This window comes from Litchfieldia salsa (assembly GCF_900104555.1).
In the GTDB taxonomy this organism is placed as follows: Bacteria; Bacillota; Bacilli; order Bacillales; family Bacillaceae_L; genus Litchfieldia; species Litchfieldia salsa.
The window spans coordinates 18043-34180 of record NZ_FNJU01000020.1 but is presented as its reverse complement, the minus strand read 5'-3'; the positions used below and the strand labels follow the sequence as shown (position 1 = coordinate 34180).

Annotated in this window: 14 protein-coding genes and 2 tRNA genes; all 16 read left to right on the top strand. The window is 36.1% G+C overall.

Annotated features, from left to right (window positions below; translation table 11 throughout):
- Positions 1-17 precede the first annotated feature (17 nt).
- The 16 genes from BLQ56_RS21845 (at position 18) to spoIIE (ending at position 16056) form a co-directional block, all read left to right on the top strand.
- Positions 18-971, top strand: coding sequence for a ribose-phosphate diphosphokinase (locus tag BLQ56_RS21845; RefSeq protein WP_090859550.1), 954 nt, complete (start codon positions 18-20; stop codon positions 969-971).
- Positions 972-1058: 87 nt separating this feature from the next.
- Positions 1059-1694 carry a 50S ribosomal protein L25/general stress protein Ctc gene (locus BLQ56_RS21840; protein ID WP_090859548.1) on the top strand — a complete coding sequence of 212 codons (636 nt, stop codon included), beginning with the start codon at positions 1059-1061 and terminating at the stop codon, positions 1692-1694.
- Between the two features lie 139 nt (positions 1695-1833).
- A complete protein-coding gene (gene pth, locus BLQ56_RS21835) occupies positions 1834-2394 on the top strand; it encodes an aminoacyl-tRNA hydrolase (RefSeq protein WP_090859546.1) in 561 nt (186 codons plus the stop codon).
- A 144-nt stretch (positions 2395-2538) separates the two neighbouring features.
- Complete coding sequence (locus BLQ56_RS21830; protein ID WP_090859544.1) at positions 2539-2769, top strand: anti-sigma-F factor Fin; 231 nt, start codon at positions 2539-2541, stop codon at positions 2767-2769.
- A 133-nt stretch (positions 2770-2902) separates the two neighbouring features.
- Positions 2903-6439, top strand: coding sequence for a transcription-repair coupling factor (mfd, locus tag BLQ56_RS21825; RefSeq protein ID WP_090859542.1), 3537 nt, complete (start codon positions 2903-2905; stop codon positions 6437-6439).
- A gap of 457 nt (positions 6440-6896) precedes the next feature.
- Positions 6897-7433, top strand: a complete 537-nt coding sequence (gene spoVT / locus BLQ56_RS21815; RefSeq protein ID WP_090859538.1) for a stage V sporulation protein T — start codon at positions 6897-6899, stop codon at positions 7431-7433.
- 117 nt (positions 7434-7550) lie between these two features.
- Positions 7551-9152 (top strand): putative polysaccharide biosynthesis protein, encoded by a 1602-nt coding sequence (locus BLQ56_RS21810; RefSeq protein ID WP_090859536.1) that lies wholly within the window; start codon positions 7551-7553, stop codon positions 9150-9152.
- A 9-nt stretch (positions 9153-9161) separates the two neighbouring features.
- On the top strand, positions 9162-10634 hold the full coding sequence (gene yabN / locus BLQ56_RS21805; protein WP_090859534.1) for a bifunctional methyltransferase/pyrophosphohydrolase YabN: 1473 nt from the start codon (positions 9162-9164) through the stop codon (positions 10632-10634).
- Between the two features lie 24 nt (positions 10635-10658).
- Complete coding sequence (locus tag BLQ56_RS21800; RefSeq protein ID WP_090859597.1) at positions 10659-10919, top strand: RNA-binding S4 domain-containing protein; 261 nt, start codon at positions 10659-10661, stop codon at positions 10917-10919.
- A gap of 125 nt (positions 10920-11044) precedes the next feature.
- On the top strand, positions 11045-11350 hold the full coding sequence (gene yabP, locus BLQ56_RS21795) for a sporulation protein YabP (protein WP_090859532.1): 306 nt from the start codon (positions 11045-11047) through the stop codon (positions 11348-11350).
- Positions 11347-11982: a spore cortex biosynthesis protein YabQ gene (yabQ, locus tag BLQ56_RS21790; protein WP_090859530.1), complete on the top strand. Its 636-nt coding sequence runs from the start codon at positions 11347-11349 to the stop codon at positions 11980-11982. Before yabP ends, yabQ begins: the two co-directional genes overlap by 4 nt.
- A 15-nt stretch (positions 11983-11997) precedes the next feature.
- Entirely contained in the window at positions 11998-12381 is a 384-nt protein-coding gene (locus tag BLQ56_RS21785) for an FtsB family cell division protein (protein ID WP_090859528.1), read from the top strand.
- 70 nt (positions 12382-12451) lie between these two features.
- A complete protein-coding gene (locus BLQ56_RS21780) occupies positions 12452-12868 on the top strand; it encodes a S1 domain-containing RNA-binding protein (RefSeq protein ID WP_090859526.1) in 417 nt (138 codons plus the stop codon).
- A gap of 214 nt (positions 12869-13082) precedes the next feature.
- A tRNA-Met gene (locus tag BLQ56_RS21775) sits at positions 13083-13159 on the top strand.
- A 26-nt stretch (positions 13160-13185) separates the two neighbouring features.
- A tRNA-Glu gene (locus BLQ56_RS21770) sits at positions 13186-13257 on the top strand.
- Positions 13258-13578: 321 nt separating this feature from the next.
- The gene (spoIIE, locus tag BLQ56_RS21765) at positions 13579-16056 is read left to right on the top strand and encodes a stage II sporulation protein E (RefSeq protein ID WP_090859524.1); all 2478 of its coding nucleotides are present in this window, start codon (positions 13579-13581) and stop codon (positions 16054-16056) included.
- Positions 16057-16138: the final 82 nt, after the last annotated feature.

The window sequence follows — 16138 nt, the reverse complement described above, 5'->3', positions numbered from 1 at the left end:
TGGAGGCTTTAATTAACATGCCGAAACAATATTTAAATTCTAGTTTAAAAATCTTTTCCCTAAACTCTAACCGCAGTTTGGCTGAGGAAATTGCAAAAGAAGTTGGAATAGGTCTAGGTAAATGTTCAGTAGACCGTTTTAGTGATGGTGAAATTCAGATTAATATCGATGAGAGTATTCGTGGTTGTGATGTTTTCGTAATTCAGTCGACAAGTGGTCCTGTTAATGAACACATTATGGAATTATTAATTATGATAGATGCTCTGAAACGTGCAGCAGCAAAGACAATTACAATTGTAATGCCTTACTATGGCTATGCACGTCAAGACCGTAAAGCGAGGGCTAGAGAACCGATTACGGCTAAGCTAATTGCTAATCTCTTAGAAACGGCTGGAGCTACTCGAGTTATTACTTTGGATTTACATGCTCCTCAAATTCAAGGGTTCTTTGATATCTTGATTGACCACCTAATGGGTGTTCCAATTTTAGCTGACTACTTCATGGGTAAAGAACTTAAGGATATTGTTATCGTCTCTCCTGATCATGGGGGTGTAACAAGAGCTCGTAAGCTGGCGGATCGTCTAAAAGCTCCGATTGCGATCATTGACAAGCGCAGACCACGCCCTAATGTAGCAGAAGTTATGAATATTGTTGGTCATATTGAAGGTAAAACAGCGATTCTTATTGACGATATTATTGATACAGCTGGAACGATTACTTTAGCTGCAAATGCTTTGATTGAAAATGGTGCAACAGAAGTATTTGCGTGTTGTACACATCCTGTATTATCTGGTCCAGCAATTGAACGAATTCAAAATTCTCAAATTAAGGAACTCGTTGTTACAAACACAATTGAATTACCAGAAGAAAAGAAAATTGATAAGATTGTGGAATTATCAGTTGCAAAATTAATAAGTGAAGCGATCATCAGAGTATATGAAGACCAATCAGTAAGTACTCTTTTTGATTAAGCTTTTCTAAACATTTTGTTTAGACCATGCCTGTTTAGGTTAATTTATATATATCAAGATAAATTAACTTCAGGAAGGTGAGGCAATATGGCAACTACTTTAGAAGCTAAACCACGAACAGGTGAAAAACAATCAAATATAAGAAAGATTAGACAAGAGGGAAATATACCAGCTATTTTAAATGGCGTTGATACAAGTGAACCAATTTACATCAATAGTATAGATTTTCTCAAAACAATTAGGGAAACTGGTAGAAACGGAATTATTAATCTTAATGTTAATACTGAACAGCATCCTGTAATGGTTCATGAAATTCAAAGGGACTCCATTAAAGGTGATGTCCTACATGCAGATTTCCAAATTGTTAATATGTCTGAGAAAGTTGAAGTCGATGTTAACATTCATTTAATTGGAGAGGCAATAGGAGTAAAAGATGGAGGTGTCCTACAGCAACCCCTTCATCAACTCTTAATCGAGGCCCTTCCATCTGACATTCCTCAATCAATCGACATTGATATTAGTGGTTTAGCAGTTGGAGAGACGCTTCTTGTAGGTGATATCCCTCATTCAGGCTCATATGAAATCCTTCAAGATAAGGAGCAGGTTGTCGCATCTATACTGGCTCCAAGACAAGAAGAAGAGATTAGTACTGGTGAAGAGCAAGAAGAAGGAATACCTGAATCGGTAGAAGGACGCGAAGAAAAACCACCAGCTGGTGAATAAAATGTAGACTGACCTTTAAGTGTCTTGTACCACATGATCCTTGTCGGAATCAAATTTCGCTCAAGAGACGGTCAATGTGTACAAGACACTTTCCTAATGGGTCAGTCCTTTTATATATAATGGAAAAGGGGGGCTTATAATGAAATGCATAGTTGGTCTAGGAAACCCAGGGAAGCAGTATGAAGAAACTAGACATAATATTGGATTTAAAGTCATTGATGAACTTTCTAATAGCTTAGAAATTTCATTAGATCAAGCAAAACATAAAGGGATCTATGGGATAGGAAATATCGCTGGAACAAAGGTCCTGCTTTTAAAACCACTTACATATATGAATTTGTCTGGTGAATCAATTAGAGCAATCATGGATTACTATGATATTGCAATTGAAGAGTTGTTAGTTATATATGATGATCTAGATTTACCGATAGGAAAGATTAGAATACGGACTAAGGGAAGTGCTGGTGGGCATAATGGGATAAAGTCGACTATTGCTCATTTAGGCACACAGGAATTTAATCGCATCCGTATAGGGATCGATCGACCTAAAAACGGAATGAAAGTACCGGATTATGTATTAGGACGCTTTTTACCTGAAGAAGCCCAGGATGTAAGAGACTCAGTCATGAAGTCTGCTAGTGCTTGTGAAAAATGGCTAAACACACCTTTTTTACAAGTAATGAATGAATATAATAGCTAAACTTGTCATTAATTTATAAAGAGTGAAATATTAATTAGACTCTACTTATAAAATAGTGGTACGATGAATAAAGATCCACTTAACTGTTCATAATAGGAAAAAAATAGTTCTGTTATTGATTGTACAGTTAAGGAGGAAGTTAATATGGCACTTCATTACTTTTGTCGACATTGTGGGGTAAAGGTTGGAAGTATAGATCGTATGTCATTGTATAGTGATAGCCTTGGATTTCATCAATTAACGGATGAAGAAAGACAAGATATGATTACTTATGAATCAACAGGTGACATACATGTAACAACCATTTGTGAGGATTGTCAAGAGTCATTGGACCGCAATCCAGATTTACATCAATATGAACGTTTCATTCAGTAGTAATTCGCTTTGGCAACCACCAAAGCATTTTTCTGTTTTTGTTGTAACGAGGCTTTTCTTAATAGTATTTAATAAGAGCCTTTAATGCGATTTTTGATACCCTATAGTGTTAATAGGGAGGAGGGGTTTAAGCTTGTTAGCTGGAATACAAAAATATTTTATAGAAAACGAAGAAATAAAATCTATTTTAAGTGGAATTGACGGTGGATTAAAAGAGCAGTTAGTTGCTGGATTATCAGGATCAGCACGTACAGTTTTAATTGCTGCATTATATAAAGAGACAAAAAGACCGTTATTGGTAGTCACTCATAATCTCTTTCAAGCCCAAAAACTCTATGAAGATTTGACTACATTAGTCAACGAAGATGAGGTGTTCTTATATCCAGTCAACGAACTCATTGCCTCTGAGATTGGAATTTCGAGTCCGGAATTAAAAGGACAAAGAATGGAAGCTTTAAATTATTGGAGTGCATCCAAAAGAGGGATTGTGATTGCCCCTGTTGCAGGAATGAAAAGATATCTTCCTAGTAAAACTCAATGGATTCAAAGTCAGCTTGAACTCAAGGTTGGAGCTGATGTTGATCTAGAAAAGCTTCTAGATCAATTAATTAAGATGGGATATGAACGAACATCAATGGTTGCAACCCCAGGCGAATTTAGCCTGCGTGGGGGCATTGTTGATATTTATCCCTTAACTGAAGAAGATCCCTTAAGAATTGAACTATTTGATACAGAAATCGATTCAATTAGAACTTTTTCCCTTGAGGACCAACGTTCTAAGAAAAAATTAAGTTCAATCATGATTGGACCTGCTACAGAGATTTTATTAGATAAGCATCAAATTGAAGAGGGAATTGAACAGTTAGAAGCGGGACTTTCAAAGAGCTTAAAAAAGCTAAAGAATGAAAGCCTTAAAGAACAACTGGTAGAGAATATAAACCACGAACTGGAATTACTTAAAAGTGGGCAGCACTTTCAACAGATGTTTAAGTATATTTCCCTCTTTTATAAGAAGCCTGCTAGTTTGCTAGACTATATTCCTGAAAATGGTGCAGTTATCCTTGATGAGATTAGTAGGATATTTGAAATGTCTGATCACTTAGATAAAGAGGAAGCTGAGTGGTATACAAACCTTCTTGAAGAGGGTGAAGTCATTCAAGGAATGAATTTTTCACATGATATGACTACGTTTATACAAAAGTCGAAACAACCATATATCTATTTTTCTTTGTTTTTACGACATGTCCCACACACGAATCCGCAGAATATCCTAAATTTGTCATGTAAACAAATGCAAAATTTTCATGGACAAATGAATGTTTTAAAGACAGAAATTGAACGATGGAAAAAAGGGAATCATGCCGTTGTACTTTTAGGATCAAATGAGGATCGAGTCAAAAAATTACAAGCGGTATTGGAAGATTATGAAATAGAAGGTGTAACGGTTGGAACCGATACTGAACTAACTCATGGGAAAGTCCATATCGTTCTAGGTGATTTAAATGATGGTTTCGAATTACCTCTTCAAAAGTTAGCGGTCATTACAGAAGAGGAACTCTTTAAGAAGCGCTTAAAGAAGAGTAAAAGAAAGCAAAAACTTTCTAATGCAGAAAGAATTAAAAGTTACTCTGAGCTCCAAATAGGTGATCATGTCGTCCATGTAAACCACGGGATCGGAAAATACTTAGGTATTGAAACACTAGAGATTAACGGTGTTCATAAGGATTATTTAAATATTAGATATCAAGGTACCGATAAACTCTATGTTCCAGTAGAGCAGATTGACCAGGTTCAGAAGTATGTTGGATCTGAAGGAAAAGAACCGAAAATTTACAAACTCGGTGGAAGTGATTGGAAAAGGGTTAAGAAAAAGGTTGAATCCTCGGTACAAGATATTGCAGATGATTTAATCAAACTGTATGCCGAGAGAGAGGCGAGCAAAGGATTCTCATATTCTCCTGATGGAGATATGCAACGTGAGTTTGAAACAGCATTTGCATATCAAGAAACAGAAGATCAGATAAGATCTATCCATGAAATCAAGCAGGATATGGAGAATGAGCGTCCAATGGATCGTCTATTATGTGGGGACGTTGGGTATGGGAAAACAGAAGTTGCGATTAGGGCAGCATTTAAAGCAATCATGGATGGTAAGCAAGTAGCTTTCTTAGTTCCAACAACGATTCTTGCACAACAACATTATGAAACCATTCGTGAACGTTTTCAGGATTTCCCAATAAAGATCGGGCTTTTAAGTCGATTCCGTTCGAGAAAGCAACAAAATGAAGTGATCAAAGGATTGGGCACCTCTTCAGTTGATATTGTAATAGGTACACACCGAATTCTTTCTAAGGATATTACATTTAGAGATTTAGGTTTGCTTATAATTGATGAAGAACAACGGTTTGGTGTCACACATAAGGAAAAAATAAAACAGTTAAAAGCAAATATTGATGTATTAACTTTAACAGCAACACCTATTCCACGTACTTTACATATGTCCATGCTAGGTGTTCGTGATTTATCTGTTATTGAAACACCACCAGAGAATCGATATCCTGTTCAAACCTATGTAGTTGAATATAATGGTGCACTAGTGCGCGAAGCGATTGAGCGGGAGCTTGCAAGAGATGGCCAAGTGTATTTCCTTTATAATCGTGTCGAGGATATTGAAAGAAAAGCTGAAGAAATTTCAATGCTCGTTCCAGATGCAAGGGTAGCTTATGCACATGGGAAGATGACAGAAAATGAACTAGAATCTGTGATTTTAAATTTCCTAGATGGCCAGTATGATGTGTTAGTGACCACTACTATTATTGAAACAGGTGTAGATATACCGAATGTAAATACTTTAATTGTCCATGATGCAGACCGGATGGGTTTATCGCAACTTTATCAGTTAAGAGGAAGAGTTGGTCGATCAAATCGAATTGCTTATGCTTACTTTACTCATCGGAAGGATAAGGTACTAACTGAGGTTGCAGAAAGAAGACTTCAGGCTATTAAAGAATTTACTGAACTAGGTTCTGGTTTTAAGATTGCTATGCGTGATTTATCAATAAGAGGTGCAGGAAATATTCTAGGTGCTCAACAGCACGGTTTTATTGACTCAGTTGGATTTGACCTCTATTCTCAAATGTTAAAAGAGGCGATTGAAGAAAAACGAGGAAATGGAACGGTTGAGAAACAAATAAACGTTGAAATTGATTTAGAACTCGATGCATATATCCCAGATGCTTACCTTTCAGATGGTCATCAGAAAATAGAGATGTATAAGCGATTTAGAACAATTAGCTCTACTGAAGATATTGAAGAATTAAAAGAAGAGATGATCGACCGATTTGGAGACTATCCAAGAGAAGTGGAACTGCTGTTTAAGATTGCTGAAATGAAGGTATATGCGGCTATAGAGAAGGTTGAATCCATTAAGCAGAATAAACAAGAAATAACGATTCTTATTTCTGAGGCAGGGAGCCAAACTATTGATGGGCAGAAGTTATTCCTTTTAAGTAATGAGTTTGGTCGCATGATTAGTCTAGGAATGGAAGGAAGTCGCCTTAAAATTGTCCTTCATCTTAAGGGTGTTAGTACTGACAAATGGCTCGAAGTTTCACAAAAAATGATACAAGGGCTTGCTGAAGTAAAAAAGGAAAACGTAAAAATGACCTAATGTCTTTTGATGAAAATCAACTTGTAAAAAGGCAGTTTTCTCAAAGTTTGTTATTTTAGACGTAAAACATTGAAACCGTAGTAACACAAGCAGGCTGAATACACGGAGACTCCAGCGGGATCAGTGGCCAAAGTGAGACCCCGCAGGAGCCTAGCGACGAGGAGGCTCACTGGTCACCCGCCGGACGCGGAGTGTATTCAGCCTGCGGCTTTAACAGCAAATAATCTATACGAATATAAAAAAGAAAAATTTTTTTGGTATGATTATTTCTTCTTTTGGCTATTCTTAAATTGGGGTTTTTTCACTAAAAGAGAAAAAAAAGCTTTCATCATGAATAGAACTTTGCGTGTGAAGGATACTAAACACATCACAGCAAATGGTGATTTATTCAAAAGCAAGACATAAATACAATCACCGTAAAATTTTAATCATCAGATGAAAGTGAGGCAACTTAAGAATGAAAGCAACTGGAATTGTTCGTCGAATTGATGATTTAGGTCGAGTAGTCATCCCGAAGGAAATCCGTAGAACCTTGCGTATTAGAGAAGGAGACCCACTAGAAATATTTGTAGACAGAGATGGTGAAGTAATTCTGAAGAAATACTCACCAATCAGTGAATTAAGTGATTTTGCAAAAGAATATGCGGAAGCATTATATGATAGTCTGGGTCAAACAATCCTAATATGTGATCGAGATCACTTTATAGCAGTGGCTGGTGGATCTAAAAAAGACTATTTAAGTAAAAATATTAGCGAAGTCATTGAGAAATCAATGGAAGACCGTAGTTCATTACTTGAAGTTGGTGAAAGAGAAGTAGCTATCGTTGATGGAAATGAAGAAACGATTTCTTCTTATACGATTGCACCAATTGTAGCAAATGGTGATCCAATCGGTGCAGTAGTGATTTTATCTAAGGATAAAACACTTGGAGAAGTAGAGCAGAAAGCAGTCGAAACAGCAGCAGGCTTTTTAGCTCGCCAAATGGAACAATAATAAGGGTTAATTTTAAAAAGGTAGCAGTCATGCTACCTTTTTGTGTGGAATAAGACACTAAATGAAAGGATGGTTATGGTATAATACTTGGGATATTAGTGGGTGAAGGAGATGGGTATGGAAGATAATAATAATCGAACTATAAGACAGAAGTTATGGGAAGGTGCATTTATTTTAACCATAGCGGGACTGTTTATAAAAATACTCAGCGCATTTTATCGGATACCCTATCAGAATATTGCAGGAGATATCGGTTTCTATATCTATCAACAGGTTTATCCAATTAACGGCATTGCTATTGTGCTTTCTACATATGGATTTCCTGTGGTGATCTCCAAAATCATTGCAGAGAAAGATGAACAACAGGACTATGCTGGAATTAATAAAATACTAATAACTTCATTTTACATACTGACAATAATCGGACTATTTCTTTTTCTAATCCTATATTTAGGTGCTACTAAAATTGCTCTCTTTATGGGAGATCCTGATTTAGTCGTTTTAATAAAGGTCGTTTCATTTTCGTTTTTGCTTCTTCCAATTCTTTCAGTATTACGTGGTTATTTCCAAGGGAAAAGCACGATGACTCCCACTGCGCTTTCACAGGTAACAGAGCAGATGATTAGGGTTTGTACCATTCTGTTTCTTTCTTACTTGTTATTAAGTGAAGGATACAGTGTCTATATTGCAGGCGCAGGAGCAATTTTCGGTTCGATAACAGGTGGATTTGCCGCAATCTTTATTTTAGTATATTTTGTTTTACGTACGAAAAAACGCAAAGAAACAGAACAAATTACATCGACAATATCTAGTTTTGAAGTTGTTAGGTTATTACTTGGACAAGGATTTACAATATGTATAAGTGGACTTATTCTCATTTTAATTCAATTGATTGACTCTTTTTCATTATACTCTTTGTTGTTATCTAGTGGTTTAGCTGAAACGGCAGCAAAGCAAATGAAAGGAATATATGATCGTGGTCAGCCTTTAATTCAACTCGGTACTGTTGTAGCGACTTCTTTGTCTCTCGCTCTTGTTCCATTAATCTCAAGTGCGAAGAAAAGAAGGGATGAAAATTTTATTAATAAAAAAGTAAACCTCTCGATTCGATTAAGCCTAATGGTGGGAATAGGGGCAGCTGTTGGTTTAGCTTGTATTATTGAACCAACCAATATCATGCTATTTCAGGATCGTTCTGGCACAGGGGTATTATTTTTATTATCCTTTTCCATCATCTTCACATCTCTAGCTTTAACGATCTCACCTATATTACAAGGCTTAGGATATCCTGGAATATCTGCAGTGATTGTTTTAGGTGGGTTATGTGTAAAATGGTGGTTAAATACAATTCTTATTCCAACATATCAATCAATGGGGGCTGCATTAGCAACTGTACTTGCGTTTCTTGTTATCGCTCTCCTACATTGGATGGTATTAAGATGGAAAGTTTCAGTGCAATTCATTACATATCAGCCCCTTTTTAAAATAATTGTCTCAGCTTTTATTATGTTTTTAACGATAAAGGGCTATTACTTCATATTGTCTTTCATGTTCTTTGAACCGTACGAATCACGTTTACTAGCAACATTTAGTTCAATTTCTGGCGTAATCCTTGGTGGTATCGTATATATCATAGCAATTTATAAAGGAAAAGTATTTACTGATGAAGAGCTCTCAATTATTCCGATGGGAGAAAAGCTTATTTCATTTAGAAAGTAGGAGGTACATATGAAACATCGAATAACAATTGTTGGCCTTGGGGCAGGTGACCTAAACCAACTGCCATTTGGCATCTATAAGAGACTTATGAATGCAGAACATCTTTTTTTACGAACGAAAGAACATCCCGTTATTTATGAATTAGAGCAAGAGGGCCTAGTGTATAAATCCTATGACCATATCTATGAGGGCAATGATCAATTTCTGGATGTATATGAAGAGATTGTGGCTAGATTAATTGAAGAAGCCAGAACAAAGGACATCATCTTTGCGGTTCCAGGACACCCGTTTGTGGCTGAGAAAACAGTGCAACTCCTAATTAGCAAGGAGAAGGACTCTCACTTCTTAGTAGAAGTAGAGGGTGGACAAAGCTTTATAGACCCATTATTTACTTCATTACAGGTTGATCCAATTGAAGGATTTCAATTTCTTGATGGACTCACCTTTGAATATGACGAATTGCAGCTGACACAGCATATCATTATATGTCAGGTGTATGATGGGATGGTTGCCTCGCATGTCAAACTAACATTAATGGAACAATTACCTGATGATTATGAGGTCTTTATCGTCACAGCTGTTGGAAGTAAGGATGAGGTCATCAATAAGGTACCTTTGTATGAATTAGATCGAGGGATCGAACTAAGTAATCTAACAAGTATTTATGTTCCTCCTGTTAAAGATACGAATGTTTTATCCCATGATTTTAGAACCTTTAAAAAGGTTATTGCATCGTTAAGAGGTCCAGGTGGGTGTCCATGGGATCAAAAACAAACCCATGAATCTCTTAAAAAATACCTTCTGGAAGAAGCTTATGAATTATTAGAAGCAATTGATAATGAAGATGATGCACATATGGTGGAAGAATTAGGAGATGTTCTGTTACAGGTTGTACTTCACGCACAAATCGGAGAGGATGAGGGATATTTCTCCATCAACGATGTCATTAAAACTGTGACAGAAAAGATGATACGCAGACATCCTCATGTTTTTAGTGATGTGATTGCAGAAGATGCAGATGCTGTTGTGAAGAATTGGGAAGAAATTAAAAAAGGTGAGAAGGGTGAACAGAAGGCTGAATCAATCCTTGATCATGTACCAAAAAGCTTTACAGGACTAATGAAAGCATTTAAATATCAAAAAATAGCAGGAAAAGTTGGTTTTGACTGGCAGGAAATTGATCCAATGTGGGCGAAGGTAAAAGAAGAGATAGAAGAATTTAAAGAAGCTATTCAGGGAAAACATGAGGATCAGAAGAAACGAATGATTTCTGAATTTGGAGATATTTTATTTGCGCTTGTAAATGTAGCAAGGTTCTATGAAATTGACCCAGAAGAAGCAATCATCATGACAAATGATAAGTTTTATCGAAGATTTTTATATATCGAGCAGAAAGTTCAATCCATGGAAAAAGAAATGGAGAATATGACACTTGATGAGCTTGATGGGATATGGAATGAGGCTAAACAAAAGGGCCTTTAACTTATGGAAAGAGAAGTGATCATAATGAGATTAGACAAATTTTTAAAGATTTCTCGGCTAATTAAACGTCGCACATTAGCAAAAGAGGTTGCAGATCAAGGGAGAATTTCCATTAATGGGATTGCTGCAAAAGCAAGTACAAATGTGAAGGTTGGAGATGAATTATCAATTAAATTTGGGCAAAAGATTGTCGTTGCAAAGATTAATGAACTTCAAGAATCCACTAAGAAAGAAGATGCTCAAAACATGTTTACAATTCTTAGAGAAGAGAAGGTTGGAGAATAAAGGCTTGTTCTAAATAATCCTGTATCCACATAAATATATACTAAAATGAGTGATGAGATGTCTTACAAAGACTATTGAATGGGGCACTCTAATGACCACTCATAAAAGATATGTGGGGGATGAATATGAATCAGTACTACGAAGCTGGATCTTCTAACAAAGGGACTGTACAAGAACATGATGTGGTAATGAGGGGTAGAAGAGTTCTAGATATCACGGGTGTTAAGCAAGTAGAAAGCTTTGATAATGAAGAATTTTTGTTAGAAACAGTGATGGGTTTCTTGGCGATCCGAGGTCAAAATTTACAAATGAAAAACTTAGATGTGGAAAAAGGAATCGTCTCTATAAAAGGGAAAGTATATGATATCAGCTACCTAGACGAACAGCATGCGGAGAAGGCTAAAGGATTCTTTAGCAAGCTGTTTAAATGAGTTTAACTACCCAGTTCTATACGATGTTGGCAATGGTTGGTATGGGTAGCTGGTTAGGAGCTGCACTTGACACGTATGGTCGCTTTTTAAAGCGACCAAAGCGTGCACATTGGGTAATTTTCATCAATGATCTATTATTTTGGCTTTTTCAAGGACTGATCATTTTTTATACATTGCTTTTAGTGAATGAAGGAGAGCTACGTTTTTATGTATTTATTGCCCTAGTATGTGGATATGCAGCATACCAAAGTATTCTTAAAGGGTGGTATAATAGGGGTCTAGAAGTGTTTATACAATTTATGGTAGGAACATATCGTTTTCTTGAAAAGGCATTTCGTCTTGTAATCATAAGGCCAATTAGGGGAATGGTTCAGTCTATTATTGTCCTGCTATTAGGTATTTTCAATTTCATAGTAATCCTAGCAAATTTTTTACTTAAAGCAATGATCATTATTCTAAAAATTATATTTGCACCATTTAAATGGATTGGTCTATTGCTCTGGAAGCTTATTCCGATTAAAATAAGAAGAGTTTTAGAAAAATATTTCTATAAATTTGCAGGAATTAATCAAAAGTTACAGAATATGAAACATATCATTCATAAACTATGGAAAAAGATCAGAAAGTCTTAAGGGGGCATAAGCTCGATGAGTGCATCACAAAAAGGAAATCTCGCACAACTACAATCAAATTACATCAATGCACATAACAAACAGGAAGAAGCAATTGCTAGAAAACGCCGTGGATTATTTCGTCGACTCATCGCTTTCACCGTCCTTGGATTGTTAATTACTTATGGGTTTGTTTCAACACTAATATCGCAAAATAGTAAAATTGAAGAAAATCGACTTGTGAAACTTGAACTAGAGAAAGAGGTTGCTAGTCTTAAGGAACAACAAGTAATGTTAGAAGAGGAAATCATTAAGCTTGATGATGATGAGTACATTGCAAAAATTGCGAGAAAAGACTATTTTCTTTCAAAAGAAGGAGAGATCATATTCAAGATTGCGGACGACTCCACGTCAAATTGACACTCGTTTTTCCATTTTTGTATAATGTAAGTAAGTGATTTTTTATATCTTAAGGAGGAGCATTTTTTTTATGTCAATCGAAGTAGGCAGCAAGTTACAAGGGAAAGTAACAGGTATTACTAATTTCGGTGCGTTTGTGGAATTGCCTGGAGGCTCAACGGGACTTGTTCATATTAGTGAGGTTGCAGATAATTATGTTAAAGATATTAATGAGCATTTAAAAGTCGGAGATCAAGTTGAAGTAAAGGTAATGAACGTGGAAAAAGACGGTAAGATTGGCTTATCAATTAAGAAGGCAAAAGAAACACCACGTCCACCACGGACAAATAATCCTCGAGGTCATAACAAGAGTAATCATGACCAACGTCCCAAGGAAAACTTCGAACAAAAGATGAATCGGTTTTTAAAAGATAGTGAAGAACGATTATCTTCCCTCAAGCGTCATACGGAATCAAAAAGAGGTGGCCGAGGAGCCAAAAGAGGTTAAACTTGCTGCAAATATTCATTCTTTTTTATAGATTTAAAGCACCCTATCCAGGATGGGGTGCTTTTTTAAATGCTCTTTTTTTAACGAAAATCTAGTTGTTTACGATGCTAATAATTTAATTATTCTGTGTTTAGTAGTTTATATTGACGGATGTACAATCAAAATGTATGATAGATTTTGTGATTTGAGAAATCATATTGATCGACATTTCCTTGGCGGTGTAGCTCAGCTGGCTAGAGCGTACGGTTCATACCCGTGAGGTCGTGGGTTCGACTCCCTCCGCCGCTACCATTTCGCATATTTAAATCTAATAAATTGGCCCGTTGGTCAAGCGGTTAAGACACCGCCCTTTCACGGCGGTAACACGGGTTCGAATCCCGTACGGGTCATCTTAAACAAAAGCAAAGAGACATTTCCTGTAAGTTAGGAAATGTCTCTTTTTTTTTAGCTATTATCTAAATTTTTGAAAGATCGCTCCTGGAGTGGAAATCCTTTCTACATATAATTTGTCATCCATCTATCATGATTCTACTTTTTTTGAATAGTTTTGCTATATATATCATAGAAAATCACCTAAGTCTCTATGAATTTGTAGTATTTCTTGTAATACAGTCGAATGATTTTTAATAGTTGTCCTGTTGTTTTGACAAAATCCTGACTTAAAGGTTTGTATAATTACAATCAACTATCTAAAACGGGGAGTGTTTACGATGGAAAGAGTGGAACGGAATCTGATGGATCCAATATCAGAAGTAGATATAGGAAAAACTCAAAGTAACTTGTCCCAAATGATTCGGAGACTACAGGTTAAAATAGAGCATCTATTAATGCATAAAGGGTTGTTATTAATCCTGGTCGGCTTTTTACTTGGACGAGCAATTATTCTTGCGGAAATTACACCTTTTGCTCTCCCATTTTTTGCAACTGTATTTCTTATGAAAAAGGATAAAGTTGGATTTGCCTTTTTATCATTATTGGCTGGAGCCATGACAACATCCGTAAATAGTACGATTTATACGTTTATAGGAATTGTCATATTTGTCTTATCACAGCAAGTCATCAAAAAGTTAAAGGTAGAGGCTATTAAGGTTTTACCATTAATGGTGTTAATAGCATCATTGATTGCTAAATTAGCGGTTACATTTGTAACAGCAGGAGAAATTACAGTTTATGACGGCATGATGGCTGGAGTAGAATCAGGATTGGGCTTTATTTTAACATTAATTTTCTTGCAAAGTGTTCCATTATTAACTTTAAAGAAACCTAGACACTCGCTAAAAACAGAAGAAGTGATTTGCATGATTATTTTAGTTGCGTCTGTATTAACAGGTACAATTGGTTGGACTATTTATGACTTATCGCTAGAAAATATAATGTCTAGATATTTAGTGTTATTGTTTGCCTTTGTAGCAGGTGCAACCATGGGTTCAACGGTTGGTGTTGTAACAGGGCTTATTTTGAGCCTTGCAAATGTTACGAGTTTATACCAAATGAGTCTCCTTGCATTTTCAGGATTACTAGGCGGATTGTTAAAAGAAGGTAAGAAAATAGGCGTTTCAATCGGTTTGTTAATTAGTTCCCTATTGCTGGGTCTTTATGGTGAAGGGAATACTGAAATTTTATCAACAATGTATGAATCATTATTAGCCATTTCTTTATTTTTAATCACTCCAGGCTTCTTAACATCTAAACTAGCAAAAATGATTCCTGGGACTGCTGAATACTCATCAGAGCAACAACAGTATTTACGTAAGATTAGGGATGTAACTGCAAATCGGGTAGAGCAGTTTTCAACAGTATTTCAGGCTCTTTCCAATAGTTTTTCGCAATATGGTACACCTGTTGAAACTGATGATAAGGATAGAGAAATTGATTATTTTTTAAGTAATGTGACAGAGAAGACATGTCAGACTTGCTTTAAGAAGGAAGTATGCTGGGCAAAGAACTTTAGTACAACCTATGATTATATGAAAGATATTATGCATGAATTAGATACAGATTCTATTCAATATAACTACACACTAACGAGAGAATGGGACAAGCATTGTGTAAAATCAAAGAAAGTCATTGAGGCTATTGATCAGGAATTAACCCATTTTCAAGCAAATCAAAAGTTGAAAAGGCAGGTACAAGAAAGTAGAAAATTAGTTGCTGATCAGTTATTAGGTGTATCACAGGTAATGAATAATTTTGCAAAGGAAATACAAAGAGAACGAGAGAACCACCACATGCAGGAAGAACAGATTTTAGAAGCTCTTCATTCATTTGGGATTGAAATTGGGCATGTAGAAATATATAGCTTAGAACAAGGAAATATAGATATTGAGATGAGTATCCCTTATTGCAATGGAAGTGGAGAATGTGAGAAGTTAGTAGCTCCAATGTTATCGAATATATTAAATGAAACAGTTGTTGTTAAACAGGAGGATTGTGCTTCCTATCCAAATGGGTATTGTCATGTATCCTTCGGCTCAACGAAAGCGTTTGTGATTGATACCGGTATTGCACATGCAGCAAAAGGGGGAGGTCTTGTTTCTGGTGATAGCTATTCTACCATTGAATTAGGTGTTGGGAAATATGCTGTTGCCATTAGTGATGGAATGGGAAATGGAGAGCGAGCACATCATGAAAGTAACGAGACATTGAAGTTATTGCAAAAGATTCTCCAAACAGGCATTGAAGAAAAGGTGGCGATTAAATCAGTTAATTCCATCCTTTCTTTACGAACAACAGATGAAATTTTTTCCACACTAGATTTGGCTGTGATTGATTTACAGGACGCTAGTGCTAAATTCTTAAAAATTGGTTCAACTCCAAGTTATATTAAAAGGGGAGAGCGGATTAATAGAGTCCAAGCAAGTAACCTTCCAATGGGAATCATTGAAGACTTTGAAGTGGATGTGGTTAGTGAGCAATTGAAGGCTGGGGATATTCTGATTATGATGAGTGATGGGATTTTTGAAGGTCCAAAGCATGTAGAAAACTATGATATATGGATGAAAAGAAAAATCAAAGAGATTGAAACCGAAGACCCTCAGGAAATTGCAGACCTTATTATGGAGGAGGTCATTCGCACCCGTTCAGGGCATATTGAGGACGATATGACAGTTGTGGTTACGAAGATTAAAAGAAATATACCAAAATGGGCAGCCATTCCGGTTCAACACTCACATAGAAAAGTTCAATGATATTTTACTAGAAAAAGGATAGATTTTAAGGTTTAAACTTCCCTTTTCCCGTCAATGATGGTACTACAAGTTACTTAGGAGG

Excerpts from the sequence above, each read along its gene's own strand:
- BLQ56_RS21845 (WP_090859550.1), top strand. The coding sequence starts at position 18 with ATGCCGAAACAATATTTAAATTCTAGTTTAAAAATCTTTTCCCTAAAC.
- BLQ56_RS21840 (WP_090859548.1), top strand. The coding sequence starts at position 1,059 with ATGGCAACTACTTTAGAAGCTAAACCACGAACAGGTGAAAAACAATCA.
- pth (WP_090859546.1), top strand. The coding sequence starts at position 1,834 with ATGAAATGCATAGTTGGTCTAGGAAACCCAGGGAAGCAGTATGAAGAA.
- BLQ56_RS21830 (WP_090859544.1), top strand. The coding sequence starts at position 2,539 with ATGGCACTTCATTACTTTTGTCGACATTGTGGGGTAAAGGTTGGAAGT.
- spoVT (WP_090859538.1), top strand. The coding sequence starts at position 6,897 with ATGAAAGCAACTGGAATTGTTCGTCGAATTGATGATTTAGGTCGAGTA.
- BLQ56_RS21810 (WP_090859536.1), top strand. The coding sequence starts at position 7,551 with ATGGAAGATAATAATAATCGAACTATAAGACAGAAGTTATGGGAAGGT.
- yabN (WP_090859534.1), top strand. The coding sequence starts at position 9,162 with ATGAAACATCGAATAACAATTGTTGGCCTTGGGGCAGGTGACCTAAAC.
- BLQ56_RS21800 (WP_090859597.1), top strand. The coding sequence starts at position 10,659 with ATGAGATTAGACAAATTTTTAAAGATTTCTCGGCTAATTAAACGTCGC.
- yabP (WP_090859532.1), top strand. The coding sequence starts at position 11,045 with ATGAATCAGTACTACGAAGCTGGATCTTCTAACAAAGGGACTGTACAA.
- yabQ (WP_090859530.1), top strand. The coding sequence starts at position 11,347 with ATGAGTTTAACTACCCAGTTCTATACGATGTTGGCAATGGTTGGTATG.
- BLQ56_RS21785 (WP_090859528.1), top strand. The coding sequence starts at position 11,998 with ATGAGTGCATCACAAAAAGGAAATCTCGCACAACTACAATCAAATTAC.
- BLQ56_RS21780 (WP_090859526.1), top strand. The coding sequence starts at position 12,452 with ATGTCAATCGAAGTAGGCAGCAAGTTACAAGGGAAAGTAACAGGTATT.
- spoIIE (WP_090859524.1), top strand. The coding sequence starts at position 13,579 with ATGGAAAGAGTGGAACGGAATCTGATGGATCCAATATCAGAAGTAGAT.